22 protein-coding genes and 6 pseudogenes are annotated in these 25,025 nt (G+C 63.6%); 16 read left to right on the top strand and 12 right to left on the bottom strand.

Going from position 1 to position 25,025, the window contains the following annotated elements:
- Positions 1-95: pseudogene (locus KZZ07_RS18245) on the top strand (IS5/IS1182 family transposase); the annotation flags it as partial.
- Here the strand turns inward: KZZ07_RS18245 and KZZ07_RS28110 are convergent.
- Positions 77-458: pseudogene (locus KZZ07_RS28110) on the bottom strand (transposase); the annotation flags it as partial. The pseudogenes KZZ07_RS18245 and KZZ07_RS28110 overlap by 19 nt on opposite strands.
- Before the next feature lie 527 nt (positions 459-985).
- Between KZZ07_RS28110 and dctP the strand changes: the two are divergent.
- The 3 genes from dctP (at position 986) to KZZ07_RS18225 (ending at position 4,843) form a co-directional block, all read left to right on the top strand.
- Positions 986-2,086 carry a TRAP transporter substrate-binding protein DctP gene (gene dctP / locus KZZ07_RS18235; RefSeq protein ID WP_219516273.1) on the top strand — a complete coding sequence of 367 codons (1,101 nt, stop codon included), beginning with the start codon at positions 986-988 and terminating at the stop codon, positions 2,084-2,086.
- Between the two features lie 84 nt (positions 2,087-2,170).
- Positions 2,171-3,484 carry a TRAP transporter small permease subunit gene (locus tag KZZ07_RS18230; RefSeq protein WP_219516272.1) on the top strand — a complete coding sequence of 438 codons (1,314 nt, stop codon included), beginning with the start codon at positions 2,171-2,173 and terminating at the stop codon, positions 3,482-3,484.
- Between the two features lie 3 nt (positions 3,485-3,487).
- Entirely contained in the window at positions 3,488-4,843 is a 1,356-nt protein-coding gene (locus KZZ07_RS18225) for a TRAP transporter large permease (RefSeq protein WP_219516271.1), read from the top strand.
- Between the two features lie 103 nt (positions 4,844-4,946).
- On the opposite strand, the gene KZZ07_RS27770 is transcribed toward KZZ07_RS18225, so the two are convergent.
- A complete protein-coding gene (locus tag KZZ07_RS27770; RefSeq protein ID WP_370631202.1) occupies positions 4,947-5,504 on the bottom strand; it encodes an aspartate racemase/maleate isomerase family protein in 558 nt (185 codons plus the stop codon).
- 130 nt (positions 5,505-5,634) lie between these two features.
- Between KZZ07_RS27770 and KZZ07_RS18215 the strand changes: the two are divergent.
- The 4 genes and pseudogenes from KZZ07_RS18215 to KZZ07_RS28105 form a co-directional block, all read left to right on the top strand.
- Positions 5,635-6,204: pseudogene (locus KZZ07_RS18215) on the top strand (transposase); the annotation flags it as partial.
- A pseudogene (locus KZZ07_RS18210) lies at positions 6,185-6,478 on the top strand (transposase); the annotation flags it as partial. The pseudogenes KZZ07_RS18215 and KZZ07_RS18210, both read left to right, overlap by 20 nt.
- 64 nt (positions 6,479-6,542) lie before the next feature.
- Positions 6,543-6,722, top strand: a pseudogene (locus KZZ07_RS18205) (recombinase family protein); the annotation flags it as partial.
- 222 nt (positions 6,723-6,944) lie between these two features.
- A complete protein-coding gene (locus KZZ07_RS28105) occupies positions 6,945-7,076 on the top strand; it encodes a hypothetical protein (protein ID WP_370631201.1) in 132 nt (43 codons plus the stop codon).
- A gap of 34 nt (positions 7,077-7,110) precedes the next feature.
- Here the strand turns inward: KZZ07_RS28105 and KZZ07_RS18195 are convergent, their stop codons facing one another.
- The 3 genes from KZZ07_RS18195 to KZZ07_RS18185 all read right to left on the bottom strand — a co-directional run bounded on the left by KZZ07_RS18195 (position 7,111) and on the right by KZZ07_RS18185 (position 10,188).
- On the bottom strand, positions 7,111-7,485 hold the full coding sequence (locus KZZ07_RS18195; protein WP_370631203.1) for a thiol-disulfide oxidoreductase DCC family protein: 375 nt from the start codon (positions 7,483-7,485) through the stop codon (positions 7,111-7,113).
- Between the two features lie 811 nt (positions 7,486-8,296).
- The gene (locus tag KZZ07_RS18190; protein WP_219516268.1) at positions 8,297-9,013 is read right to left on the bottom strand and encodes a response regulator transcription factor; all 717 of its coding nucleotides are present in this window, start codon (positions 9,011-9,013) and stop codon (positions 8,297-8,299) included.
- Positions 9,010-10,188: a sensor histidine kinase gene (locus tag KZZ07_RS18185; RefSeq protein ID WP_219516267.1), complete on the bottom strand. Its 1,179-nt coding sequence runs from the start codon at positions 10,186-10,188 to the stop codon at positions 9,010-9,012. Before KZZ07_RS18185 ends, KZZ07_RS18190 begins: the two co-directional genes overlap by 4 nt.
- A gap of 215 nt (positions 10,189-10,403) precedes the next feature.
- Here KZZ07_RS18185 and KZZ07_RS18180 point away from each other — a divergent pair, with 215 nt between their 5' ends.
- The 6 genes and pseudogenes from KZZ07_RS18180 to KZZ07_RS18155 form a co-directional block, all read left to right on the top strand.
- Entirely contained in the window at positions 10,404-11,429 is a 1,026-nt protein-coding gene (locus tag KZZ07_RS18180; protein ID WP_219516266.1) for an ABC transporter substrate-binding protein, read from the top strand.
- A gap of 70 nt (positions 11,430-11,499) precedes the next feature.
- Positions 11,500-12,924, top strand: coding sequence for a sugar ABC transporter ATP-binding protein (locus tag KZZ07_RS18175; RefSeq protein ID WP_219516265.1), 1,425 nt, complete (start codon positions 11,500-11,502; stop codon positions 12,922-12,924).
- Positions 12,921-13,850 carry an ABC transporter permease gene (locus KZZ07_RS18170; RefSeq protein ID WP_043145529.1) on the top strand — a complete coding sequence of 310 codons (930 nt, stop codon included), beginning with the start codon at positions 12,921-12,923 and terminating at the stop codon, positions 13,848-13,850. Before KZZ07_RS18175 ends, KZZ07_RS18170 begins: the two co-directional genes overlap by 4 nt.
- Positions 13,847-14,782 carry an ABC transporter permease gene (locus tag KZZ07_RS18165; RefSeq protein ID WP_088671471.1) on the top strand — a complete coding sequence of 312 codons (936 nt, stop codon included), beginning with the start codon at positions 13,847-13,849 and terminating at the stop codon, positions 14,780-14,782. Before KZZ07_RS18170 ends, KZZ07_RS18165 begins: the two co-directional genes overlap by 4 nt.
- The gene (locus tag KZZ07_RS18160) at positions 14,779-15,705 is read left to right on the top strand and encodes an SMP-30/gluconolactonase/LRE family protein (protein ID WP_219516263.1); all 927 of its coding nucleotides are present in this window, start codon (positions 14,779-14,781) and stop codon (positions 15,703-15,705) included. Before KZZ07_RS18165 ends, KZZ07_RS18160 begins: the two co-directional genes overlap by 4 nt.
- Before the next feature lie 25 nt (positions 15,706-15,730).
- Positions 15,731-16,840, top strand: a pseudogene (locus tag KZZ07_RS18155) (IS3 family transposase); the annotation flags it as partial.
- A gap of 50 nt (positions 16,841-16,890) precedes the next feature.
- Here the strand turns inward: KZZ07_RS18155 and KZZ07_RS18150 are convergent.
- From KZZ07_RS18150 to KZZ07_RS18120, 7 genes are all read right to left on the bottom strand, one after another.
- Complete coding sequence (locus KZZ07_RS18150) at positions 16,891-18,084, bottom strand: hypothetical protein (protein WP_219516262.1); 1,194 nt, start codon at positions 18,082-18,084, stop codon at positions 16,891-16,893.
- Positions 18,078-18,731, bottom strand: a complete 654-nt coding sequence (locus KZZ07_RS18145) for a hypothetical protein (RefSeq protein ID WP_370631200.1) — start codon at positions 18,729-18,731, stop codon at positions 18,078-18,080. The genes KZZ07_RS18150 and KZZ07_RS18145 overlap by 7 nt, the downstream gene beginning before the upstream one ends.
- Positions 18,728-19,663, bottom strand: coding sequence for a vWA domain-containing protein (locus KZZ07_RS18140; protein WP_255564435.1), 936 nt, complete (start codon positions 19,661-19,663; stop codon positions 18,728-18,730). Before KZZ07_RS18140 ends, KZZ07_RS18145 begins: the two co-directional genes overlap by 4 nt.
- Positions 19,660-20,415, bottom strand: coding sequence for a VWA domain-containing protein (locus KZZ07_RS18135; RefSeq protein WP_370631199.1), 756 nt, complete (start codon positions 20,413-20,415; stop codon positions 19,660-19,662). The genes KZZ07_RS18140 and KZZ07_RS18135 overlap by 4 nt, the downstream gene beginning before the upstream one ends.
- A 197-nt stretch (positions 20,416-20,612) precedes the next feature.
- On the bottom strand, positions 20,613-20,984 hold the full coding sequence (locus KZZ07_RS18130; RefSeq protein ID WP_219516260.1) for a hypothetical protein: 372 nt from the start codon (positions 20,982-20,984) through the stop codon (positions 20,613-20,615).
- Complete coding sequence (locus KZZ07_RS18125) at positions 20,981-21,826, bottom strand: DUF58 domain-containing protein (RefSeq protein WP_370631198.1); 846 nt, start codon at positions 21,824-21,826, stop codon at positions 20,981-20,983. The genes KZZ07_RS18130 and KZZ07_RS18125 overlap by 4 nt, the downstream gene beginning before the upstream one ends.
- Positions 21,823-22,806, bottom strand: a complete 984-nt coding sequence (locus KZZ07_RS18120; RefSeq protein WP_219516280.1) for an AAA family ATPase — start codon at positions 22,804-22,806, stop codon at positions 21,823-21,825. Before KZZ07_RS18120 ends, KZZ07_RS18125 begins: the two co-directional genes overlap by 4 nt.
- A gap of 153 nt (positions 22,807-22,959) precedes the next feature.
- Here KZZ07_RS18120 and KZZ07_RS18115 point away from each other — a divergent pair, with 153 nt between their 5' ends.
- A complete protein-coding gene (locus tag KZZ07_RS18115; RefSeq protein ID WP_219516257.1) occupies positions 22,960-24,297 on the top strand; it encodes a HAMP domain-containing sensor histidine kinase in 1,338 nt (445 codons plus the stop codon).
- Positions 24,294-24,950, top strand: a complete 657-nt coding sequence (locus KZZ07_RS18110; protein WP_219516256.1) for a response regulator transcription factor — start codon at positions 24,294-24,296, stop codon at positions 24,948-24,950. Before KZZ07_RS18115 ends, KZZ07_RS18110 begins: the two co-directional genes overlap by 4 nt.
- Positions 24,951-25,025: the final 75 nt, after the last annotated feature.

Here is a 25,025-nt window from a genome sequence, read left to right as displayed (position 1 = left end):
GCCCATGTTGCCCGAATTGCTCAGCCAGATCCCGCCTGATGTGGAAATCGGCTCGGTCACCGCAGACGGAGCCTACGATACACGTAAGTGCCATCAGGAGGTGCAATGGGCCGTTGGAGCCACGATACGGGATGTTCACGGCCAGCGTTTTCTGGCGGCGCGAAAGCGTGCTGAAGTCGGGCACCGCCCAGTTCAAGCCGATCAGACGCAACAGGCTCTCGACGAACCCGGTCGTCTGGCGCAACGCCATGCCAACAGAACCTTCATCGTCAGGCATGTCTGGATGGCGGTATCGCTGTAGGTTGGCTGTCGGCCGCGTTTGCCGGTCGGCGCAACATCCCAGATCATCTCTGGGTCAAACCAGATCGTCAGCGAGGTCGTGAAACGACGCGCTTGAGCGCTTCATTATAGGTCGACCAGTTCTTGGTCTTGTAGATTGGGGGTCTGGGTCTGATCATGTCGTCCAGCTACCACGCTGGATTCACGACATGAATCCCTCACCCGATTTATGCAACAGGGCCACGGACGGTGCCAAGCGCCGGAACAACAAGTCTCTCTTAACCCAACGCTGTGGACACGCCGACATTTTGCGACCGCGTCCAAAAATACGTGCCTTCTGACCATCCTTGCACGTTCAACCGTCGTATCGCTACACCAGAGAAGTTCACAGGCATACTACCGTGAGGGGCTTGCAAGAAGCCTCTCCGGAACATGTGGTCTTCCAATTCCAACGGAGCCGCCCTCCGACGTGGACGGCCCGTGTCTTGTCGCTGGATTAATGGCGGGCTCTATCGCAGAGGGGCGGCCACGGGTCGGATGGGCAGCGCTGGTGTGGGTCTGTCAATGGCGGTGCAAAATCCGGCTGAAGATTATTTTGCCATTCCGGAAAGAAAATATTACCAATTTGGGGCGGCATGCCTAATGTTGCCGCATGGGGTGCTGGCCACGACTTGATCAGACGCCCCGGATTAACGGGAGGATAAACATGTCACACAAGATCACCACGCGGCGCGCGGCTCTGCGTACCTTGGCCGGTGCGGGCGCGGCAACGCTGGCCGCACCGCATATCGCAGGCGCACAGGCCAACGGCACAACCTGGAAGATCCAGACAAGCTGGCCCGGCGGCGCCGGCCTGCAGATCTTCAAGGACTGGTGCGCGACCATCGAGGAAAAGACCGGCGGCGAACTGGCGTTCCAACCCTTCGGTGCCAATGACGTCGTGGGCGACTTTCAGCTGTATGACGCGGTCAAGAACGGCGTTCTGGACGCGGTGAACCCCTTCACCATCTACGCGCAGGGCATCATCCCGGCGGCCACATTCCTGACCTCGATCCCGCTGGGCCTGCGCAACCCGCATGAATTCGACGTCTTCTACTACGGCCTCGGCGGCATCGACATCGCGCGCGAGCTTTACGCGGCGCAGGGCATGCATTTTGTCGGCCCCGTCCATCACGGCCCGAACATCATCCACTCCAAGGTGCCGATCCGCTCGATCGACGATTTCGCCGGCCGCAAGATGCGCCTGCCCGGAGGCATGGTGGCCGAGATCTTCACCCAGATCGGTGCCGAAACCACGGTTCTGCCCGGCTCGGAGATCTTCCCAGCGCTGGAAAAGGGCACCATCGACGTGGCCGACTATGTGGGCCCGGCGGTTAACTACGCGCTCGGCTTCAGCCAGGTGACCGATTACATTGTCATGGGCCCCCCGGGCTTCATGTCGCTCTACCAGCCGGTCGACATCATGGACATCACTGTGGGTCAGCAGGCCTGGGACAACCTGTCGCCGCAGATGAAGCAGTTCGTCGAGATGGAAACCCACGTCTACTCCGACATGCACCACGCCGCGATCCAGGCCGCCGACCAGGAGGCCTGGGGCAAGTTCGAGGCCGATGGTACAGAGGTGACGCGCCTGACCCAGGACGACGTCGAACTGATGACCGAGGTCGCGGTACCCGTCTGGTACGATTACGCCAACCGTGACCCGCAGGCCGCCCGTGTCTTCAAGATCCAGCTCGACTACATGATGTCGGGATCGCTGGGCTATGTTGACCCCGCGCTGACCCAGGGGCTTGAGCTCAAGCTCTAAGAGGGTCTGCGCAACCAGTCACGTTCGCCCGGCGCCTTGTGCGCCGGGCGCTTTCCTTGTCATGCCAAACCATGAGGACCGCATATGCCCGGTCTAAGCTTCACGCTACCGCATTGGCTCTACTGGGTGGGTCTGATCGTCTTTCCCATCATCGCGATGATCCTGTCGCGCCGGCCCCAGAAAGCCGAGAAACGATATACCCTGCCGCTGGCCTACATGATCGCCGTGACCGGCGGGATCATCGGCCTGCACCGGTTCTATCTCAAGAACATGCTGGGGTTCCTTTATATCCCGGTCTTCCTGTTCATCCTCTTTGCCAACAGCCAGACGCATGAGGCGCGCACGGTCCTGTCGGGCTACGAGAACCAGTTGCGTGTCGCGCAGCGCACTCTTGACCGCGAAGTCGGTCGCGTCGAAGAGGCGCGCGCCGGAATGGCGGACCTGCAAGCCACGTTCGACGAGGCCGAAGAGGACAGCTTTGCCAAACGCAGCGCGGAACGTCGCCTGACACGCGCGCAAGAAACCGTTTCCAAGGGCGAAGAGCGCCTCGCGGAGGCGCGCGCGGCGCAGCAGGACGTCACACCGCTGCGTGACGAGGCCGCCAAGACGCGGGCCTTCTGGGACAACGCGGCGGGCTATGCGCTTTATGCGATCCTGGCTTTCCTGGTCATCGATTTCATCCTGATCCCCGGTCTCGTGCGGCGGGCCAACGACTCGTTGCCTGAACATGTGGAACTGTCCGAGGCGGAAAAGGCGCTAATGGCTGCCGAGGCCGAAGAGGGGCCGAAACATGACAGCGAATATGCCGAGAACTGGATCGATCGCCTGTCGCTGTTCTGTGGTGAATTCGTCGCCTACTGGGCGGTGATCGCGGTCTTTGTCTACTACTACGAGGTTTTGGCACGCTACGTCTTCGGCTCGCCCACCAACTGGGCGCACGAGGCCATGTACCTGATGTTCGGAATGCAATACCTGATCGCCGGGTCCTACGCGATGCTGACCGAAAGCCACGTCCGCGTGGACATCTTCTATGCGCCGCTGACCAAGCCGAAAAAGGCCTGGGTCGACCTGCTGACCTCGATCTTCTTCTTCATCTTCGCGGGCACGCTGCTGGTCACCTCCTGGATCTTCGCAATGGATGCCATCGCGGTGCCGTCGGGCAATTCGGTCGTCTCGGACTGGGCGCGCGGGCAGATCTCCTTTGGGGAAATGGCATCGGGCTTTGGTCTGGATCAATGGACGGATCCGAACATCCGCTGGGGCGAGATCAGCTTCAACGAATGGGAGGTTCCGCTGTGGCCGATGAAATGGGTCATGGTTATGGGTGGGCTTTTGCTGGTGCTTCAGGGCATCTCGAAGGTCTCTAAAGACATCCGTGAAATCGCGCGGGGGAACTGAGGCATGGGTATCGAAATCGGAATCGAGTGGCTGACGCTCATCATGTTCGGCAGCCTCCTGGCGCTGCTCATGGCGGGCCTGCCACTGGCCTTCGTGACGGGGGGGCTGGCCTGTGTCTTTCTCTTCGTGCTGGGCGATGAACGGGCGCTGAACATCGTGCCGTCGCGGATCTTTCCGTTGATGACCAACTACCAGCTTTCGGCCATTCCATTGTTCATCTTCATGGCGGCCATGCTGGAGAGGGCCGGGATCATCAACGACATGTTCGACGTGATCTACAAGGTTCTCGGCGGGGTGAAGGGCGGCCTGGCGGCAGCCACGATCATTGCCTCGACGATCCTTGCGGCGATGGTCGGCGTGATCGGCGCGGCGGTGGTGACGATGGGGATCATCGCGCTGCCGGCGATGCTCAAGCGCAATTACGACCCCAAGATCGCGATGGGGTCGATCATGGCCGGCGGCACGCTGGGCATCCTGATCCCGCCGTCGATCCTGGCCATCATCTACGCGGTGGTGGCCGAGCAGTCGGTGGGCGAGTTGTTCATTGGCGCGGTCATTCCCGGCCTGCTGCTGTCGGGGATGTATATCCTCTATGTGACGGTGCGCTGCTACATCAACCCTGCGCTGGGTCCGGCGATCCCGGTCGAGGAGCGTGTCTCCAACGTCGAGAAACTCCAGCTCATCGGCAAGATGGCGGCGCCGATCACGCTGGTGGTCGTCGTTCTGGGCATCATCTTCTCCGGGGTCGCCACCCCGGTCGAAGCCGCGGGCATCGGCACCTTCGGCGCCTTCATCGTGGCGGCGATTCACCGCAAACTGGACTGGCCCACGGTCCGCGAAGCCTGCACCACCACGCTGAAAGCCAGCGCAATGGTGATCTGGATCATGTTCGGCGCGACGATCTTTGTCGGGCTCTACGTGCTCGAAGGCGGGCAGCAGTTCGTGCAGGACGCGCTGGCGGCCACGGGGCTTGGCCCCTGGGGCATCCTGATCCTGATGCAGATCCTGCTGGTGATCCTCGGCATGTTCCTGGACTGGGTCGGCATCCTGCTGCTCTGCGTGCCGATCTTCGTGCCGATCATCAAGGCGCTGGGCGCGCAAGCCTTCGGCCTCGACAGCCCGGAGGACCTGGTGCTGTGGTTCGGCGTGCTTTATCTGGTGAACATGCAGATGTCATTCCTGTCGCCGCCCTTCGGTTATGCGCTGTTCTACCTGCGCGGAGTGGCCCCGCCGGAAATCCCGATGACCGATATCTTCAAGTCGGCGCTGCCCTTCCTGTTCCTGCAGATTGTCGGGCTGGTGCTGTGCATGATGGTCCCCGAGATCATCACCTGGCTACCAAGACTGGTCTACGGCTGATCCGTCCGGATCACCACAGGATCGAGACCGGCCCCGCCATCTGGCGGGGCCGTTTTCATTTCTGGCCGGTGAAAGGTGGAGGCAGGTCAGGGGCGGGGGAGGTCTAGGCGGGGATGGTCTGCAACAGCCGGAACGCGCCCTGTGGCACGACTTGCGGCCCGGCGGCCCGTGCCATCGCCCAGGCCAGGGCGAGGTTGCTGCCAAAGACCGGAAGGCCCAGTTCCTCTTCCACCGGCTTGATCACGTCCAGCGTGCGCAGGTTCCTGCAGGACGGGAGAATCCCGTCGATATCGCCCTCCTTCGCCACCGCGCGCGCCGCCGCGATGACGCTCTCACCCGCGATGCGCGCGACCGTGGCTTCGATTCCTTCGCCATAAATGGTGTCGATCCCCAGATAATCCGGGATCTCTCTTTTCTTTTCTCTGCGTTGACTGACGTCTTTCTTGGCCTCAATCCAATAGGGATCGAGTTCCTGGGCCCACGCCTCTGCCAGCTTTTCTAGGGATGGAAGCGTCAGATGCCCGAACCGGTTGCAACCTTGGTTCTTGGAAGGGCCGGACGCGAGAAACCTATCCAAAGACTCCAAGAGTGACACCGTGCGCTCAGGACGAATGCCCCAGCGTGCCAGACCTTCCAAAGTCGGCTGAAGGCCCTCGATCACAGAGCTCAGCTCTCCTTCTGTCGGCCGGTCCTGGTGTTTTCCGGTTTTTGATGGCCTGCATAGGCGGTGACCTGCCCCGGGATTTTTCCTCCACCGTCGATTAGAGTCCGCCCCAACTTGAGGACGGACAATGAAGCGAACGAGATTCACGGACGAACAGATCATCCATTGCCCGGCAGGCGCAGGCGCAGCATGCTGCCGAGAGTGGCATCTCGGGCGAGCACGAAGCAGGCGCAAAGCGTGCTGTCCTTTGCCGCAAGCACGGCATGTCGGAGGGGACCTTCTACAACTGGAAGGCCAAGTTTGGCGGCATGACGGTGTCAGAGGCGAAGCGGCTGAAGACGCTGGAGGATGAGAACGCGAAGCTGAAGAAGCTGCTGGCCGAGCAGATGCTCGATCTGGCCGCGATGAAGGAGCTGGTTTCAAAAAAGTGGTGACGCCCGCCGTGAAGCGCGAGGCGGTCGCACACCTGAAAGCCCTGCTCGGGCTTTCGGAGCGGCGGGCGTGCCGGATTGCCGGGGCAGATGGCAAGATGGTCCGCAACCAAACGCAGCGCGCGCCGGAAACGGAGTTGCGCGGCAGGCTACGAGACCTGGCCAACGAACGTCGGCGGTTCGGCTACCGGCGGCTCTTCGAGTTGCTGCGGCGCGAGGGCGAGCCGTCGGGGATCACCCGGATCTATCGGCTCTACCGCGAGGAAGTCCCAGGGCAAGCCTCGCGTCGATGACCGGCGTGTTCCGAGCGGCACAGTCTTCATCAATCGTAATGGCTTGCGCTGGTGAGATGCGCCTCGGGCGTATGGTCCGCAAAAGACGCTCTACAACCGCGGGAAGCGCTGGAGCGAGAAGGGTGTCTTCGCCCGGATCTTGGTGGGGCTGGCTGCCTAGGAGCCCGAGGAGAAGACCGTGATGAACGACGCCACCTATCTCAAGACACACCGCACCGCGTCCAGCCTGGGCGCAATAATGGGGGGGGGCGTGGACGTCTGGGCATTATCATTGGCAACATGAGCCTTGCTGTTACGCTGCCTTCGCCGAGGACCTGGGCGACGTGGTCATGGCCATCCGTAACGAAGGCAACACTACACTGCGCGCTTTGACGGAACGGTTGAACGCCCGCGGCATTCGGACCCGCCGCGGCGGGCGTTGGCATGTGTCGACCGTGCGCAACCTGCTGCGGCGTATGCAGAGCGCCCCTGCCACTGGCCCGATCGCTTGATCCCTCGCTACCTTCCTGCACGGCCCATGATAGCAGGTGCGAAAAGAAACTCGATGGTGGTCAAACCATGAGCAGAACAATCGTCAAATTCTTTTGCGCACTTATTCTTGTCGCCGGTTGCAGCGTGACGGGTGGGCCGGTGGGGTGGTTCAGGGCGCCGGGCCGGACGACCTTCTTAAGCTGCGATACGGTCCCGCGCTTGGCTACTAGGTGAAGCTGGGTTTGCCAGACGGCACCGAACTGGTACGCCGCGACAGCGTGACAGAACTGGGCCAACTCTGGTGCCGCGTCTCGCTCGCAAAAGCGCCCAACATGACCGGATACGTCTCCGCCGACGATCTCTCGGGGCCGTAATTTGTGATTGTTTACAAAGAACTGCGGCCCAGGGTCAGGAAATCAGCCTGCGCCGCAGGCGCTTGTCCGGAATGGCGCACATGTCAGTGCGACCGAGGCGATACCGGTTCCGTGCAATCCGGCGGTACAGCCATTCCCTGAGCGGTATTGGAAAGATGCGCATCACCGACGAGATCCGCGCCGGGCCGCCCAATGTCTCCCCAATCCGGATGATCGCTTCCATGCCGGACCAGGCCTGCCCGTCCTGGACCAAGAGCCAGGTCTCCGGGTCGTCAGGTTCGAGGCCGTAATGCGTCGCGAGCGCAGTTCCCGTGGCCGATTGGACCGGACAAATGCGAAACCTCTCCCTACGGTCGAGTCGCGCGATGGTGCGCGCTCCCCAGGAGCAAAGGGCACAATTCCCGTCCATCACGGCCACGGGGCCAGAGTCGTCGAAGCCTGGTACGTCAGGGTCTTGACGGTAGGAATAATCTTTCCGTTCGAGAGGTCTGGCCATCGCTCAATGCTGTCCTTTGCTGCGCCCAACCTAACGCAGCCCCTTCAGAAGGGAAACGATGAGCAATCTTCCGAAGGAAATGAGTGGCCGTGCCCGTTGAACCTTGGGCGCCGCAACCCGCCGTGCCTGTCAGCTTGTCCGCATATGGCGCTTACTTCCGGAAAGTGACAAGATAGCAATGGCTTGCCGGGCGGCGTAAAGTGCAAATGACCCCGGGGTGGGTTTATCTCTGGGGGCGGACAGGGACCGGCATGGGGGCCAAATCTTCCACATTCCAGAAGTCGCAGCGGGGGTGAGAGATGCGCAAACCCAAACCCAGCGGGCTGAAGCTTGTCACCGGCACCGATCGCGCTGACCGAGCCAATCCCGACGAGCCGCAGCCGGACCCGGCCTGCCCGGATCTGTCCGATCATCTCGGAAACGAAGCCCGTGTGGAGTGGGGGCCTTGACGGGCAACAGTCCAGCGCATCGGCGCGCCGCAGTCCCGGAATCACGACACCCACAACTCGGCGCTGCGCCTGCTACCCCGGACCAGCTGGCGGGGGCGTGGGGCGAGGACGAGGGCCTGCTGCTTGCCTACGATAGCGGGGGCTGGATCGGGATCATAGCGGCGGCGCTGCAGAACATGGCGCTACTCGGGGGCGGCTCGAGCTGATTGCTCTGACAGTACCCGGGCCGGGATTGTCTGGCGCCCCTGAAGGATCGGCGTCTCTGCCAAGCCGTATCAACGGCGTCTGGCCAACCAGGTTTTAAGATCCCTTTGCGCGGCTTCGAGTGTCTCGATGTTGATGGTGCGCGTTGCCAGAGCGCGGTTCAGCGCACGCACACGCTTGTTCAGTGTCAGGTGCTCATCGAGGTCCGAAGATACTCCCAGCTTGTCATAAAGCGACAAAAGGCGATTCTGGACTGTCCGGAGCGACATGCCGCGCCGTTCCGCGATCGACTTGTCCTGCAGCCCCAGCGCCAGATCGATCAAGACGTCGAACTCGCTGTCGTCGAGCCGGGAGCGCGGAGCGGTCCCGCGTTTCTGAAGACGGTGGATTTCGCGATCCACGATAATCTGTGCTTCGACCAGCACGGCGCGCAGCGCCAGCTTGAGACGGTCGCGCGACGCCGTCTTGAGGACATAGCCATAGGCGCTCTCCTCGGGCACGACCTGGGCGATCCCGCGCAGATAGGCGTCGTCGGCGTAGTTGGACCAGAACAGGATGCGGCTCTGCGGCCGTTCGGCCCAGATCGTGCGCGCCGCCTCGATGCCGTTGCGGTGTTCCATCTGCAGGTCCATCACGATGGCCTCGATTTCCCCCTGCCGGGCCTCTTGTTCACCGGCCGCGCCATCGGCGACATGAAAGATCTCGGTCACCTCGGGCAGGGCCTCGGCCAAGGCCTCGTGAAGATAGGTCGCGTGAAACTGGTCGTCCTCGACGATGAGCACCTTCATGACCGATCACCCAGCATGACCCGAAGCGCACAGCCGTTGTCGTTCAGGACATCAAGCTCGGCCGAGATCAGCCGCGCCCGCGTCCGCATGTGGGCAAGGCCGGAATTGCGCCGCACCTCCGCCGGAATGCCGCAGCCGTCGTCGCGCACTGTCATGGCAAGGCCGGACCGGGCCATCGGCGCTATCCTTACCTCGATGCGGCGGGCCCCGGAATGGCGCGCGGCGTTGTTGATGGCTTCTTGCGCGATGCGGAAGAGGGCGGTCCGCACAGTCGGGTTCAGCCGGTCCGGCGCGCCATCCGTCTCGTCTATCACCTCGACCTCGACGGGCGTGGAGCCGACCGCGCGTTCGAGATGCACTTGCACCGCATGCAGGAACCCGAAAAGCTCCAGCAGGCTGGGGACAGCCGTGTCGATGATCCGACGCAGATCCCCGATCGTTTCCGAGATCCGGCTCGCCAGGTGATCCCGGCCGGGTGGCGCGTCTCCGGTGACTTCCCGCAACAGTCGGGTCAGATCGGCAAGGGTCTGGTCGTGCAGGTCCATCCCGATGCGCTGGCGTTCCCGTTCAAGCGTCTGCGTCAGGTCCAGTGCACCGCGGCGCAGACCCTCTTCCCGCGCCTTGGCCTCTTGCCCGACCTGCGCCGCCCGTTGTGCCAGTTCCGCTGTGTGCAAGGCGTGGAAATAGGGAGACAGTACATCGGCCACATGCTGGGCGCGCTGCACCGTCTCGCCGTTGTAGATGCCGGGCGTGGAATGCGAAATGTTCAGCGTCCCGATCGGCTGGCCCATGACCTTCATCAGGACATGCACGCGCGAGCGCAGCGCGTGGTTGAAGATAGGTTCCGAGCATGACCCCTCGAAGGTCTGGCGCGGATCCTGCATGGCATCCTCGCACAGCATGAAATCGCAATGCCCGTTGATCAGGTCCCGGATCGGCGAGACATCGACCCGCGTGCGCGCCCGCGACCACCGCGTCTGGATGCCGACCTCGTAACTCGACAGCCAGCCGGGACGATCATTCAGGCACAGGTCAGCGTGCGTAAAGGGAATGACCTCCGCGATCTCGTTGGCCACCGCCTCGAGCGCCGAGGCAATATCGGTCCGCTCTGCCAGATGCGCCGAAATGCGCAGGAAGACGCCACCCTTGTCTGGCGCCTGCAAGGCGTTGGTCATCGTCTCCTCCGGTCGCGCGATGCACGTCCCCGCAAGCGTTACAGGGAAATCCGGAGAAAGGAACACCGTGAGCCGCAAAATATTTGCGGGAACCCGCAAAAGCTTTGCTGGAGGATACCTTTACAGGTGTCGTTTCGGATCGCATCATCACGCCATCCGTGCCCTTTCCAGGCCGGCATACAGCGCAGGACCACTGTGCGACAGGGAGGAGAAACATGACACTTTCGAAGATGCTGCTGAGTGCGGCGGGCCTCGCGCTTGCTGCGGGACTGGCCCAGGCCGAGTCCCACATGTCCGAAACCGCCGACAAGCGCATCGCGCTGTCCAACAACTATGCCGGCAATTCCTGGCGGCAGGCGATGCTGCAGACATGGCAGGAAATCGGCGCGAAGGCAGTGGCCGATGGCATTGTCGCCGCCGCGGACGCCTATACCACCTCTGAGAACCAGCCCACGGAGCAGGCCGCGCAAATCCAGAACCTGATCCTGCAGGGCTATGACGCCATCGTGCTGAATGCCGCGTCGCCCACCGCCCTGAACGGGGCCGTCAAGGAAGCCTGCGATGCCGGCGTGATCGTCGTCAGCTTTGACGGGATCGTGACCGAGCCCTGTGCCTGGCGGATCGCGGTGGATTTCGCGGCGATGGGCCGGGAAGAAGTGGACTACCTCGCCTCGCGCCTGCCCGATGGTGGCAACCTGCTTGAAATTCGCGGCCTCGCCGGGGTGTTTGTCGATGACGAGATCAGCAAGGGCATCCACGAGGGTGTCAAGGTACACGATCAGTTCAAGATCGTCGGGTCGGTTCACGGCGACTGGGCCCAGGATGTCTCGCAAAAGGCTGTTGCGGGGATCCTGCCGTCTCTGCCCGATGTGGTCGGCGTTGTGACGCAGGGGGGCGATGGCTACGGGGCGGCGCAGGCCTTCAAGGCCGCGGGTCGCGACACGCCGCTGATCGTTCTGGGCAACCGTCAGGACGAGCTGCAATGGTGGGCCGATCAACGCGATGCTACCGGATACGAGACGCTGTCGCTGTCGATCGCGCCGGGCGTGGCGTCGCTGGCGCTCTGGGTTGCACAGCAGATCCTCGCCGGCGAAGAGGTGCCGAAGGATCTGACCGTTCCCTTCCTGAAGATCACGCCGGACAACCTTGACGATGCCCTGGCCACCACGCCCGAAGGGTCTGTCGCCAACGTGACCTACTCGCTGGAGGACGCCCAGAAGGTCATCTCCGACGCCAAGTGATCCTGTGATCCCCACCGGCGGGTCGCCCAGGCGGCGGCCCGCCGACCCTCATCGCATCAATGGAGCGCTCATGACCGAACATGAGAGAGCGCCCCTCGTGTCGCTGACGGACGCGGCCCGGCATTTCGGGCCCGTTCGCGCGCTCGACGGGGTGACCCTGTCCGTCGTCCCGGGCGATTGCGTCGGGCTGGTCGGCCACAACGGTGCTGGCAAGTCGACGCTGGTGAACCTGGTAAACGGCGGCCTGGCGCCTTCGTCCGGCACAATCGAATTCGCCACCGGCGGCAGCGCGCTGGACGCGGGCGTGCGGTCGGTCTTTCAGGAACTGTCGCTCTGCCCCAACCTGACGGTGGCCGAAAACTTGCGCATCTCTCACAGCGCGCTGAAGGGGCCGAACTGGCGCCGGCCGGCCCGGGCCGAGATCGGGACCAGCCTCGACACGATCTTCCCCGGTCACGGCATCGACCCGAATGCGGAGGTCGACACGCTGTCCATCGCGGAGCGTCAGATGGTCGAGATCGCCATCGGGTTCGCCCCGCGCGGCACCGAGGCGCGGCTGGTCATCCTGGACGAGCCGACCTCGTCGCTGGACGCGGGCATCGCCGATCAGTTGCTGGTCCATGTCAAACGCTTTTGCGCCTCGGGCGGTGCGGTGATCTTCATTTCGCACATGATGGGCGAGGTGTTCCAGGTCGCCACCCGCATCGTCGTGCTGAAAGACGGCAAGGTCGTGGCCGAGCGCCCGGCCGAAGACTTCACCCGTCAGGGTCTGGTGGATGCCATGGGCCACGTCACAGCCGACACGGCGGACGCGACCGGGACAGCGCGTGATTTCGGGACGGAGGTCGTGCGCACCGACCAGGGCCTGATCGCCCGCAAGGGCGAGATCGTGGGCCTGTCGGGCCTGGCCGGTCACGGGCAGGCGGCGGCGCTGGCGCGGCTTTACCTGTCGCGCTCGTCAGCGTGGCGGGCGGGTAAAGCACCCGAGGTGGTCTTTGTCGCCGGCGACCGGCAACGCGATGGGGTCTTGCCGCTCTGGTCGATCCTGCGCAATATCTCGGTCTCGATCCTGCCGCAGGGGGCGCGGCATGGACTGGTGGACCGTGAGGGCGAGGCCAGGGTGGCGCAGGACTGGAAGACCCGCATCGGCATCCGCACCGAAGACGTCGCAAACCCGATCCTGTCGCTGTCGGGCGGCAACCAGCAGAAAGTGCTCTTTGCCCGTGCATTGGCTTCATCGGCACCGGTGGTCATCATGGATGACCCGATGCGCGGCGTGGACGTGGGCACCAAGCAGGACGTCTATGCCATGATTCGCGCCGAGGCCGCCCGCGGGCGCACCTTCCTGTGGTACTCGACCGAAACCGAAGAGGTCTGCCAGTGCGACAGAGTCTTCGTCTTCCGCAACCACGAGATCAGCGCCGAACTGACCGGCGCGGAAATCACCGAAGAGAAGATCCTCGAAGCCTCCTTCGAGATGCAGGAGGCGTCATGACTTTCCTTGCCCGCCACCGGATCATTCTTCCAGTGGTCTCGCTTGCCGTATTGCTGGCCGCGACGTTCTACATGCAACCGCGTGCGATGAGCTATTTCGGGTTGAACCTGCTGTTCAACCTCGCGGTGCCGATCGCGCTGGCAACCATCGCGCAGATGATGATCATCATGGTCAACGACATCGACCTGTCTCTGGGCGCCTTCGTCAGCCTTGCGGCCTGTGTCACGGCGACCTTCCTGAACGATGCGCCGATGCTGGGGCTGCTGATCCTGCTGGCCCTGGTCCTGTCCTACGCTGTGCTGGGGGCGGTGATCCACGCGCTAGAGCTGCCCGCCATCGTGGTGACGCTGGGCATGTCCTTTGTCTGGGGTGGGATCGCGCTGTTCATCCTGCCTTCGCCCGGCGGTGCCGCGCCCGGCTGGCTGCGCACGCTGATGACGGTCAAGCCGCCGTTTGCGCCGATGGCCGTCGTCGCCGCGGTGATCATCGCCGCCGTCACCCATCTGCTGATCATGCGCTCTGGCATCGGGACGGTGCTGCGCGGCGTGGGCGGCAACGCGCGCTCGGTCGCGCGGGCGGGCTGGTCGGTGATCCGGCTCAAGGCGTTAGCCTACGGGCTGGCAGGGCTTTTTGGCGTGCTTGCGGGCATGGCGCTGGTGGGTCTTGCCACCTCGGCTGACGCCAACATCGCGCTGCGCTACACGCTTTTGTCCATCGCGGGCGTGATCCTGGGCGGCGGCGAGTTCACCGGCGGCAAAGTCAGCCCGACCGGCGCGGTGATTGGTGCCTTCACCCTGACACTGGCGGCGAGTTTTCTGTCCTTCATGCGCCTCTCGCCGGACTGGCAGATCGGCGCACAAGGCGCGATCCTGATTCTCGTGCTGACCGCCCGGCTGATCTTTCGCCAGAAGGGGAGTGAGGCATGAGCGTTCTGAGCAGGCCCTGGCTCTGGTCCTGGCTGGCTGCGGCGGCGGCGTTCTCGCTGACCCTCGGCCTCACCTCGGGGCGCGGCGCCGGAGAGCTGGGGTACGCCGCACTGTCCTTCGGCGCCTTCGCGGCCATCGTCGGGCTGGGGCAGATGCTGGTGATCACCCTGGGACCCGGCAACGTCGACCTGTCGATCCCGGCCACCATGACCCTGGCCGCCACCCTGGCGCTGAAGGCGATGGGCAGCGATCCCGGCACAGCCTTTCTCGGCCTCGTCATCGCGCTGGCGGTCGGTTTCGGCACGGGGGTGGCAAATTACGCGCTGATCTTCCTGTTGCGTCTGCCGCCGATCATCGCGACGCTGGCGGCCTCGCTGATCTACCAATCGCTGGCGATCTGGTCGAACCGGGGCCTGCGGATCAAACCGCCTGCTGGGCTGGCCGATTTTGCCACCGGACGTTTCCTGGGCCTGCCCAACGTGGCCTGGGTCGGCCTGGCCCTGGCCATCCTTGTCTGGGTTGTGCTGGAACGCTCGGTCTGGGGGCGGTGGCTGCTGGCGACGGGGCAAAACCTGCGCGTGGCGCGGCTGGCGGGCGTGCCGGTCGAACTGGTGCGCGCGTCCACCTACATCTCCGTCGCCGTGTTCGCGTCGTTGGCGGGTTACCTGCTGGCCAGCTTTTCGGGCGGGGCGGCGCTGAACATGGGGCAGGAGTACCTGCTGATGTCCATTGCCGTCGTCGTGATCGGCGGCAGTTCCATCGCCGGGGGCAACTCCAACGTGCCGGGCGTCTGGGGCGCCGCGTTGTTCATGTTCCTCGTGGTCTCGATGCTGAACAGCTACGGGGCAGGGGCGGGCGTGCGCAACGTGCTGACCGGGACCATCATCATCGCGATCGTCATCGCCGCCAGCTCAAGGAGGGCCCGGACATGATTACACTGCCGCCGCACCTGGAAATCCATGATGACCGGTTCGCCGCGCTGATCCATCCCATGTCGCAGCTGGAGGTGATCGCAGAGGGTTTCACCTGGACCGAAGGGCCGGTCTGGTTCGGGGATCACGACTGCCTGCTGTTCTCGGATATCCCGAGCCAGCGGATCATGCGATGGTCCGAGCAAGACGGCGTGTCAGTTTTCCGCTCCGGGTCCGGATTCAACAACGGCAACACGCGGGATCGCCAGGGGCGGTTGGTAGGCTGCCGTCATGGCATGCGCGACGTGGTCCGGACCGAGATCGACGGGTCACTGACCGTTCTCGCCGACAGGTTTGACGGCAAACGGCTCAATTCGCCCAATGATGTTGTCGTCAGTTCGGACGGGGCTGTCTGGTTCACCGATCCGACCTACGGCATCATTTCGAATTTCGAGGGCTATCGCAGTGATCCCGAACAATCCGGCCGCAACGTATTCCGCCTGTCGCCTGGCGGCGAGCTGAGCGCCGTCGTCACCGATTTCAGCCAACCGAACGGCCTGTGCTTTTCGCCCGACGAAAAGACGCTCTACATCGCCGAAAGCGGATCGAGCCACGACGACAAGGTGCCTTCGGTCATTCGCCGTTTTGCCGTCGAAGGCGGTGACCTGCGCGACACCGGCATCTTTGCCGAGATCGACGATGGCCTGCCGGATGGGATGCGCTGCGATGTCATGGGCAACCTGTGGTCGTCGGCAGCAGACGGTGTACATTGTTTTGATAGCGAGGGCACTCGGCTGGGCAAGATCCTGGTTCCTCAGGTCGTTTCGAATCTGTGTTTCGGAGGGCGCGATGGGCACAGGATGTTCATTACCGCCACCACATCCGTCTATCGCGTCTTCGTGGACGTGTGCGGCGCCGAGCCTTGGACACTCGGGAAGCGATAGCAGATCTCGGTCCCTTTGGGGGACAGGTTGCACTCCAGCGGGTGTGTGCTGCAGGCACGGCCTGAGCACCGCGACGTTCTACAAGCTGAAGTCCAAGTATGGCGGGATGGACGTGTCCTAGGCCGCGAGGTTGAAGGCCCATCGTAGATGAGACTGCCAAGCTCAAGCGCCTGCTGGCCGATACCATGCTGGACAACCTCGTGCTGAAAGACCTGCTGGGAAAGAGCTGACGACATTGACGAAGCGGCGAGAGGCGGCGCTCCGGGTGATGCGGGATCATGACATCTCGCAACGCCGGGCCTGCAGTCCGGCGTTAACGCCCGTCCCGCTGCTCGGCAGCACATGCAAAGCATGTGCGAGAGGGGACAGTACCGAGATCCGCAAGGAGATGCGGGAGATCGCTGGAAAGCGTCGTCGGTTCGGCTACCGCCGGATCGGCGTGCTGCTGGAACGCAAGGGCATGATCATGAACCACAAGAAGCTGTATCGCATCTAACGCGAGGAAGGTCTGTCCGTGAAGCGACGTGGTTGAAGACGGGTGCGTGGGACAAGTGGGCCGGTGCCGACCGCTGGACAACCCAACGCGCGCTGGTCCTCGGACTTCGTTTCCGAAAGCTTCGGTGCGTCTCGGAAGTTCCGGATTCTGGCAGTGATCGACGACTGCGCGCGGGAATGCCTTTGCATGGTTGTCGATACCAGTCTGTCAGGGGCACGAGTGGCTCGCGAGCGCAGCGCCCTGACCCGGATCTATGGCAAGCCCGGCGGCATTGTCAGCGATAACGAGACCGAGTTCACCAGTCGGGCCATCTTGAAACGGGCGGACGAGAACACCGTGCCGTGGCACTATGTCGATCCTGGCAAGCCCCGGCAGAAGGCCGTCCTCGAAAGTTTCAACGGCAGCCTCCGGGACAAACTGGTGAACGAAGAGATCTTCGACAGCTTGGACGACGCACGGCGCAAGCTGGCCCTCTGGCGCTACGTCTACAACACCGTCAGGCCGCACTCGTCCCTGGACAACCAGCCCCCGCTGCAAGCGCGCTGGGCGCTTGAGCAATTTGACGGATCCGCGCCCGGCGCGCTTGCCCCAGACGGGGAACCGGAATACCCAGATCCAACCTGCAGACTCTCGTTATGAGTGAGCGACCCGCAGGGGGCAGGTCAGACCCACTTATCTCACACCCTTGTTCAGGAGCCATTGTTCCTTGACAGGATGGTGTGGCGCACGTCGCGGAAGATTGATCGCAGGTCAGCTGTGCCCGCGCGCTGGTCGCCGCCAAAGAGCTCCTTGTCGACTTGCCGAACACTTTGGTGAGGTTCCTGCGTTGGCCCAAATGGTTGCAATAGACGCTGTGCGAGCATGCGGAAGCGCGCCGCGTCGCCGCTTTCGGCATAGCGCTTCAAGCGCTTCAGCTCCTGGCGCTGGTGGACCTGCATGCGCAACTGCAGGAGCACCGATGCAGGTCCCAAGCGACCCCGCATCGCAAGCGCCACAACCAGCAGGGCGATCCCAGTCAGGATGCCGAGATGGCCCCAACCGATGCCGGGATCCTTGCGCCAGCCGGATGAGGCGTTGTCCTCAAAGCTCGCGTAACCTATTGGGACAGCGGGCATCGTGACGCTGCGAGGCATCCGTTCTTCCGTGTCGAAATAGGGAATGGAGACTTCGGGTATGACCCCCGGCTCGCCGGTGATTGGCCGAAGGCTCCACGACCAGACAAGAGTCGTGACCGGACCGTGTTTCGTGACCTGGAAATCGCGTTCCGCGGGCGGCGTGAAGGTGATCAGCCAGGGTTCTCTCAACGGCGGTTGTTCCGGCATCATTTCTGGCGTGGCCCCAAGCGCGCGCAGCACGACACGGCGCGTCACGCTTTGACCGTCCTCAAGTCGCGCCGCGTCCGCACTCCATGTTTCCGAGATTTCCAGCGCGCGCACCGGCAACCAGGCATCACCGGCGCCTGCCGGCTTTTCGCCCACCTCAATGCGCACCGGTGCCGATCTGACGAGCACGATCTCTCGTTGTCCACTCGCGCCCTGGATCTCGAGCTCATGGGCGATAGGCAGGATTTCAAGCGTCCCGGAGCGTTTTGGGAAAAAAGCGATGCGCCGCTCGAAAACCAGAGTCGTGCGGCCGTCAATGCGCTGTTTGCTCCAGTCGTCCTGGCCAAGGCGAGCCCAGTCGAAATCGGTCATGTCCCGCAGTTTGAGGTCCTCGTTGGCGATGGTTTCCCGATAGATGCCTCGAATTGTCCCAAGAACCATCTCGCCCACCAGCGGCGTGGCATCACGCTCATCGAGAACAAGTTCGAGGTTCAGTGTGTCGCGGTCCTGTGCGGCAAGCGGGCTGGCCAGCAGCAGGAGAATGGTCAGCAATCTCACCATCGGCTGGCCTCTTCACGATGCGCTGTGCCTTCTTTCCGCCGACGCTCCATCTCTGCGGCGAGGCGGCCGGTCAGGTACTCTCCGGGTGCGTCCGACAGGGAATCGAGCCATTTTGCATCTGCCGCCGCGGATCGCTCGCCCGTGACCGGTCGGTTGAGGCTGGCCCGGACCGGGTTGCGCTGTTCCTCCTGAATCGGCTGTGACGGATCGTTCGGGTCGAACGGAGCGGTCTCGATGCCGTCCCCCGATAGAATTGTTTCGATGCGTCCGTGGCCCCGTGACTCACCAATCACCGGATCGACCATGCCCGCGACAAGATCACGATTGTGCCGCGCATCGGCGTCATAGCGGTTTGCGAACAGAACGGCATCGAAATAGGCGACCGAAAGGCTGTACTTTCCCGTCGCAGCCAAGCTCAGCCCCCGATTGTACGTGGCGGCGCGGCCCATTTCGGCGAAGGCCGCATCGGCATCGGCAAAGCGTCCGGATTGGTAGAGCGCGGCCCCCCGCGCCCCGGACTCGTCGATCAAGGGCAGTGCGAGTTCCGGGAAACCGGCGTGCCAAACCAGTTTGGCCCATGCCTCGGGGCCAGCCGCCGCGGCGCAGCATAGAGCGGCGGCGAGAATGGACATCGAAAAGCGGGTCACGTTGTCCGTCTCCGTCGGAACATGAACCCGAGTGGCAGCAGAGCGGCAAGCAGGAACCACCGACCCCGGTCAATGAAACGCAGGCTCCGCTGCTCGGGATCCGATTTCGCGTCACCGTTTCGTTCCGAAAGGACGGCCTCCAGCCTCCCGATGTTCGTGGCATCGACAGTAATCCCACCGCCAGCGTCGGTCACGGCCAGCAGCCCGTCGCGGTTGGGTGCAGGCATGCCGTAGGGCGGCCCATCGGGTGCAACGAATATCGCCGAGACGCGCATCCCTTTGGCCGCCATCTGCCGGGCACGGTCCTGCGCCTCCGGTCCCGTGCCGCCCCCGTCGGAAACGAGCACGACGTCGGGCCGGACGGCTGCCGAGTCCTCCAGCGTCTGGCTTGCCAGGTCCAGCGCGCGGTCGGGCTTGCTTCCGCCGACGGGCATCGTCTGCTCGTCCACGACAGCGATGACCGTTTGCAGGGCGGCGGGATCCTCGGTTGGGACGCTGACGAGGAAGCTCTCGGCGGAATAGACGCCAAGGGCCAAGGGCCGCATCCCATGCCGATCGATCAGGCGCGACACGGCGGCCTGTGCATCGTCGAGGCCACCGCCTTCGACAACGGAGGGGGACAAATCCATAAGGACCATCACCGTATCCAGATTGCGCAACGCGGGCGCATCGGGATCACGCTGAGCGGGTCCGGCAAGTCCCAAGGCGATGAGCGCGCCAGAAAAGCCCAGCAACCAAGGTCCGTGGTCGCGGCGCCCCCCCGTCACGTGGCCAAGCCTGGTCAGTGCGATCATCAGATCCGGGTCGATTATCCTGTGCCACCGGGCGAGGCCACTTGCCATGATTGTGACCAGCACGCCTGCGAGCAGCGCCAGGGGGGCACCGATCAGCCATAGCGGGCGAAGCCATTCGATGCCCCAGTCGGCCATCATGCCGTCTCACGCGCCTGCAGGATGAGCGCGGCAGCAAGCAGAGCGAAGGAGGCCCCTGCGAGCCAGGGCCAATACTCCTGCCAGGCACGGATCGGCGGCGCGTCGGCGAGGCTTGGCTCAAGCAGGTCGATGGCATCGGTCACCACGGCAAGGTCTTCTGTTGTGCGCACGCGGAACGCCTCACCGTCTGCGGCGCCCGCAATCTGGCGCAGAACTTCGCTGTCCACCGCATCCCGCGAGCGCGGTGCAGTTTCGAGACCGTCCGGGCCAAGCGCAATGGTGTAGATTCGCATGCCCATTGTATCGGCCTTCAATGCAGCGGCGACGGGGTCAACGGCCCCACTGGTGTCCTGCCCGTCTGACAAGAGCACGATAACGCGGCTCTTTGCCTGACGCTCGCTCAGGCGCCGCATCGCCAGCCCAAGACCGTCCGCGATGGCCGTGGACTTGCCCGACACGCCAATCTGCGCCGTTTCGATGACCCGTGCGACCGCCGAGACGTCGTGCGTCAGGGCGGCGGCCACATAAGCCCGGTCTCCGAAGACGACCAGCCCGACCCGATCCCCCGTCCGGCCCCGGACAAAGTGCGAGCCGACGCTTTGGACGGCGACCAGCCGTGACACCTGTTCGCCGTCGAGATCGAAATCCTCGCGTTCCATCGAGCCCGAGAGGTCCAGCACGAGGATGATATCGCGGCCCGAGGCGGGCACGACGTCAAGAATGCGTTCCGCGCGGGGGCCAGCAATTGCCACGACGAGCGTGGCCCATGCCAGAAAAAGCACGATTGACCGGGCATGTCGCCGCGTGGGCTTGGCATCGGTTGCGTGAAACACCTCCCCGATCGCGGGTGGTAACGCCAGGGCCGCGCCTCTGTTCTGCTGCGCAGGCAAAAGGCGAAGCAGGAGGAATGGCAAAGGCAGCAGCAACAATGCCCAAGGCGTGGCAAGACTCATCGTTTCGGTCCCCGTTTGGCCGCTGCCAGCACGGCAGACTCCAGCTTTGCGGGATCGAAGGATGCCTGTGGATCGTAGAGCGCTTTTTGCAATCCTTCGGGTGCCCTACCGCCATTTCGGCGAAGAAGTGCCGCCAGGCCTGTCAACCGGAGCTGGCGATCCCGCAGGGCCAGTGCGGCGATCGCCTTGCGGGTCTTCTCCAATGAGGTGGTTCGACGCCCTGTGACCAGCTTCAGCAGCGCCGAGATCAGCAAGCCTGCCAGAAGCCCAAGCGCACAGGCCGCCAGCGCATCCTGTACTCCGAACCGGGCGAAGCTCTCGGGCACCCGTACATCGGCAAGACCAGCGACAAGCTCTTCGGGGGTCATGCGGCCTGCTCGTCTATCGGCTGTGGCGCGCGCACGATCCGGGCGGGGATTCCGTGATTTTCGAGGAATTCCGCCGAGCCGGACGCGCCAAATCGGCCTCGGGCAATGCGGCGACCGAGTTGTGCTGCAAAGATGCCCCTGGGCGGTTCAATCTCGACAGCGTCTTGCACCAACAGCACGCCAAGCTGACATTTTCGCATCAGCGCCGCCGCAGCGGGACCAAAATCGGCACCGGGATCATCAAGCCCGGTCGCCAGACGCACCACCGTTCCAGGTGCCGCGCGCGCAGAAATGCCACCAAGCAGGGTCGCAAGGGTGGCAGGAACCGTCCCCCGAGCGTCCAGCGCCAGGACATGGGCCCGCGCAAGGGCACTTGCCACGCGCAACATCGCCGTCTCGCGCGAGCGTGGGGCCACGTAGTCAACGTCGCTGTCGCCAAGTATGAGTACACCGACGCGGGCACCGGCCAGAACCGCGCACCATCCGTCCAGCGCCAAGGCCTCGGCTGCTGCGACGGACCGTAGCCGACCGCGGGTGCCCCAGAGCATGGAGCTGCGAAAGTCCGCGACAAGCAGCATCGTCTCCTCTACCTCCTCGTGACGGCTGCGCACCTGCGGCCGGCCGCTGCGGGCCGTTGCAGCGGGGTCGATCCTGCACACATCGTCACCCTGCTGGTAGGGACGCAGGTCGAAAAGATCGCCTCCCTCGCCGCGACGCGGACCAGAGAGGCCGCCCGCCGTCCCGTGGGACCGTCCGGTCACGCCTTTTGCCGCGGCAAAGCTGCCGAGGGCGATAAGACGGTCGAGCGACACTTCAGCCCCGGATGCCTTTGGCAAGCTCACAACGGTTTCACCGCAGAGAGGATGTCGGCAAGGATCTTCCGCGCTGTATCGCCCGCAGCCTGTGCACGCCATGTCGGTGCCATGCGGTGGCAGAGCACGTCGGGGGCCAAAGCCGCCACATCCTCGGGCACCACATAGGCGCGTCCACGCAACCACGCCCGCGTCCGCGCCGTCGCCGCCAAGGCAAGCGTCCCGCGCGGACTGACCGCGTGGCCGATGCGGTCCGTCGCATCGATCTCAGGTGTTTGCTGTCGCGTCGCCATAACCAGCGCCACGATGTATGTCTTCAACGCAGGCGAGACATGAACCTGCAGAACTTGCTCTTTCATCTCTGCAAGGGCGGCATGATCCAGTGCAGGTCCTTCAGGGCTCTCATGAATTCGCAATTCCGTCTCGACCAGGTCGAGGATTTGCATTTCGGTATCCACGTCGGGCAGATCCAGCAGGACATGCATCAGGAAGCGGTCGAGCTGCGCTTCCGGCAAGGGGAATGTGCCTTCCTGCTCAAGCGGGTTCTGCGTGGCCACGACCATGAATGGCTCCGGCAGGATCCGGGTCTGCCCGCCTGCTGTGACCTGGCCCTCTCCCATCGCCTCAAGCAGCGCCGACTGAACCTTGGGCGGCGCCCGGTTGATTTCGTCCACCAGAACGAGATTGCGAAAAACGGGGCCGGGCATAAAAGCCATCTCGCCGCTGTCTTGCCGATACACCTGCGTGCCGGTGATGTCGGACGGCATGAGATCGGGCGTACACTGGATACGCGCGAAGCTGCCCTCGACACCATCGGCGAGCCGCCGGACGGATCGGGTCTTGCCGAGGCCCGGAGCACCTTCGATCAGGATGTGACCGCCGGTCAGAAGCGCGATCATCAATCGCTCAACCAGCGCACCATGCCCCACGAGCCCGGCCTCCATCCGGGCGGCAAGGAGTGCCGCAGGCTCCGCTTCGGTGCCCGTTTGCGCGGCTGCATTATCCTCCATTGGCTCCTCCTTTGCCCAGTCCGGATGGAACCACGAAACCCCTGGCACAGGAAAGCGATTACCCCCCGTGTCCGGCAAAGTCGGGCAAATTGCCCGAGACACGCGGGCCGATTTGCCCGATCTTACGGGGGAATCGCTGCTGGAGAATATGACATGAGCCTTCGCATCCGACTTGTCGTCACGCTCTGGCTGGTCACTCTACTGGCCGGTGCGCTCACACTCGGGCTGGCGGCCGGCGACGCCTACAAATCGGCAAGGAACGATACGCAAAGGACGCTTGTTCGGGCGAGTTACGTGCTGGAACGGAACTACCACATGGAACCGCGCATGGGTGATCCGCTCTATGCCGAGATGACTTCGATCAAGCTTCTCAGCGTGATGGCGCCCGGTAGCTGCATCCGCTACGAACAGGGCCTGATTACCGAGCGGCGGCTTTGCGCGGGATGGCAGGTGTTCGGCCCGATCGCACCAGCCTGGTTTCGTGAGACGGTTGAGTGGTTTATCAAGCCGCCGACGCCCGTTTTGCGGACCGGCTCGGCATCTCCAAACGGCGCGTTTCGCATTGAGGCCTCTTTTGATCCCGTGGCGGCATCGACACTGGCCTGGCAACGGACGCGTCTTGCGCTGTGGCAAACCCTGGCGATGGGCGCGGGCGTTCTGCTGCTCGGGACCATCACGATCATCTGGCGCCTCGGCCCCGTCCGCGGAATCGTCTCGGGGCTTGATCGCTTGTCTCGCGGTGATCTTGAGACACGAGTGGAGCCGAGCGGCGCGCGTGAGTTCGCGCGGATTGCGATGGCGGTCAATCAATTGTCGGACCGGCTGCGCGCGAGTGCCGCGCAAAGTCGCGCCCTGACACGAAAGTTGATTGAGGTCGAGGATGTCGAGCGACAGCAACTCGCCCGCGACCTGCATGACGAGTTCGGACAGACGCTGACAGCCACGGCAGCATTGGCCGCGTCCATCTCCTACGCCGCAGCTGCGGATCGTCCCGATATCGAACGTGACGCGGGCGCTATTGGCAGCAACATTCGCGACATGATGGAGTGCTTGCGCGGCGCGTTTGCCCGGCTCCGCCCCCCGGATCTTGATGACGTCGGCCTCGCTGCCAGCCTGCGTACGATGATGGCGGGCTGGGAGGCGCAGCGCGGTGTGCAACTGACCCTCGGATGCAACGTGGATGAAAGTGCGATACATGATGCGATGGCACTTGATATCTACCGGATCGTGCAGGAATGCGTCACGAACGCGATGCGTCACGGTGCGCCGACATATGTGGACGTCAGCTTGCAGCAAAGCGGCGCGCGCATCACGCTGACGGTCGAAGACGATGGCGGCGGAACGCTGGCGCCTGACACGACGGGTCACGGTCTCCTCGGGATTGCCGAGCGGACAAGCGCGATGGGCGGCACCTTGAACATGCAGCAGACGGAGGATGGCGTGCGCGTGAGGGTGACTGTCCCCGGGGCGATTGTGGGGCGTGCCGCATGAGCGATCACCGCATCATGATCGTCGACGATCATCCGGTTGTCCGCGAAGGATACCGCAGACTGATCGACCTGCAACCGGGCCTGCACATCGTCTCCGAAGCCGAGGATGCGCGCACCGCCTACATCCGTTTTCGTGAAACGGAACCGGACTTGATCGTGATGGATGTGACCATGCCCGGAACCAGCGGCATCGAGGCGATCCGGCACATCCAGCAATACGACGAAAGCGCCCTTGTCGTCGTCTTCACGATGCATCAGGGGGCGGCCTTCGCATTGAAATCGATCGAGGCAGGCGCCGCGGGATATGTGACCAAGAGCAGTTCACCCGACACCCTGATCAAGGCCATATTCGGGGTTCTGGACGGCCGCACGGTGATCTCGCCCGATGTCATCGAAGCCATCGCCCAAGATCGTATCTCCGGGACAAACACCCGCCTTGGCGATCTCAGCACGCGGCAGACGGAAATCCTGCGCTTGCTGGCCTGCGGTTGGTCGGCAGAGCAAGTCGCGGAGGCCTTGTCGATCAGCCTGAAGACAGTGAGAAACAACCACTATCAAATCAAGAGTTTGCTGGGTCTCCAGACCGATGCTCAAATGGTCTGGTTCGCATTGGAGGCTGGACTTGTGCAGGCGCCTGCGGACGAACAAGCCTGATCTCCGTTTTGTTTCGAAAACAAAGAGATGATCGACAAGCGCGTAGCTGCCATGCACACGACGGCATCAGACGAC

The sequence above is a fragment of the Mameliella sp. CS4 genome (assembly GCF_019392335.1).
In the GTDB taxonomy this organism is placed as follows: Bacteria; Pseudomonadota; Alphaproteobacteria; order Rhodobacterales; family Rhodobacteraceae; genus Antarctobacter.
This window is presented reverse-complemented; position numbering and strand designations above follow the sequence as displayed.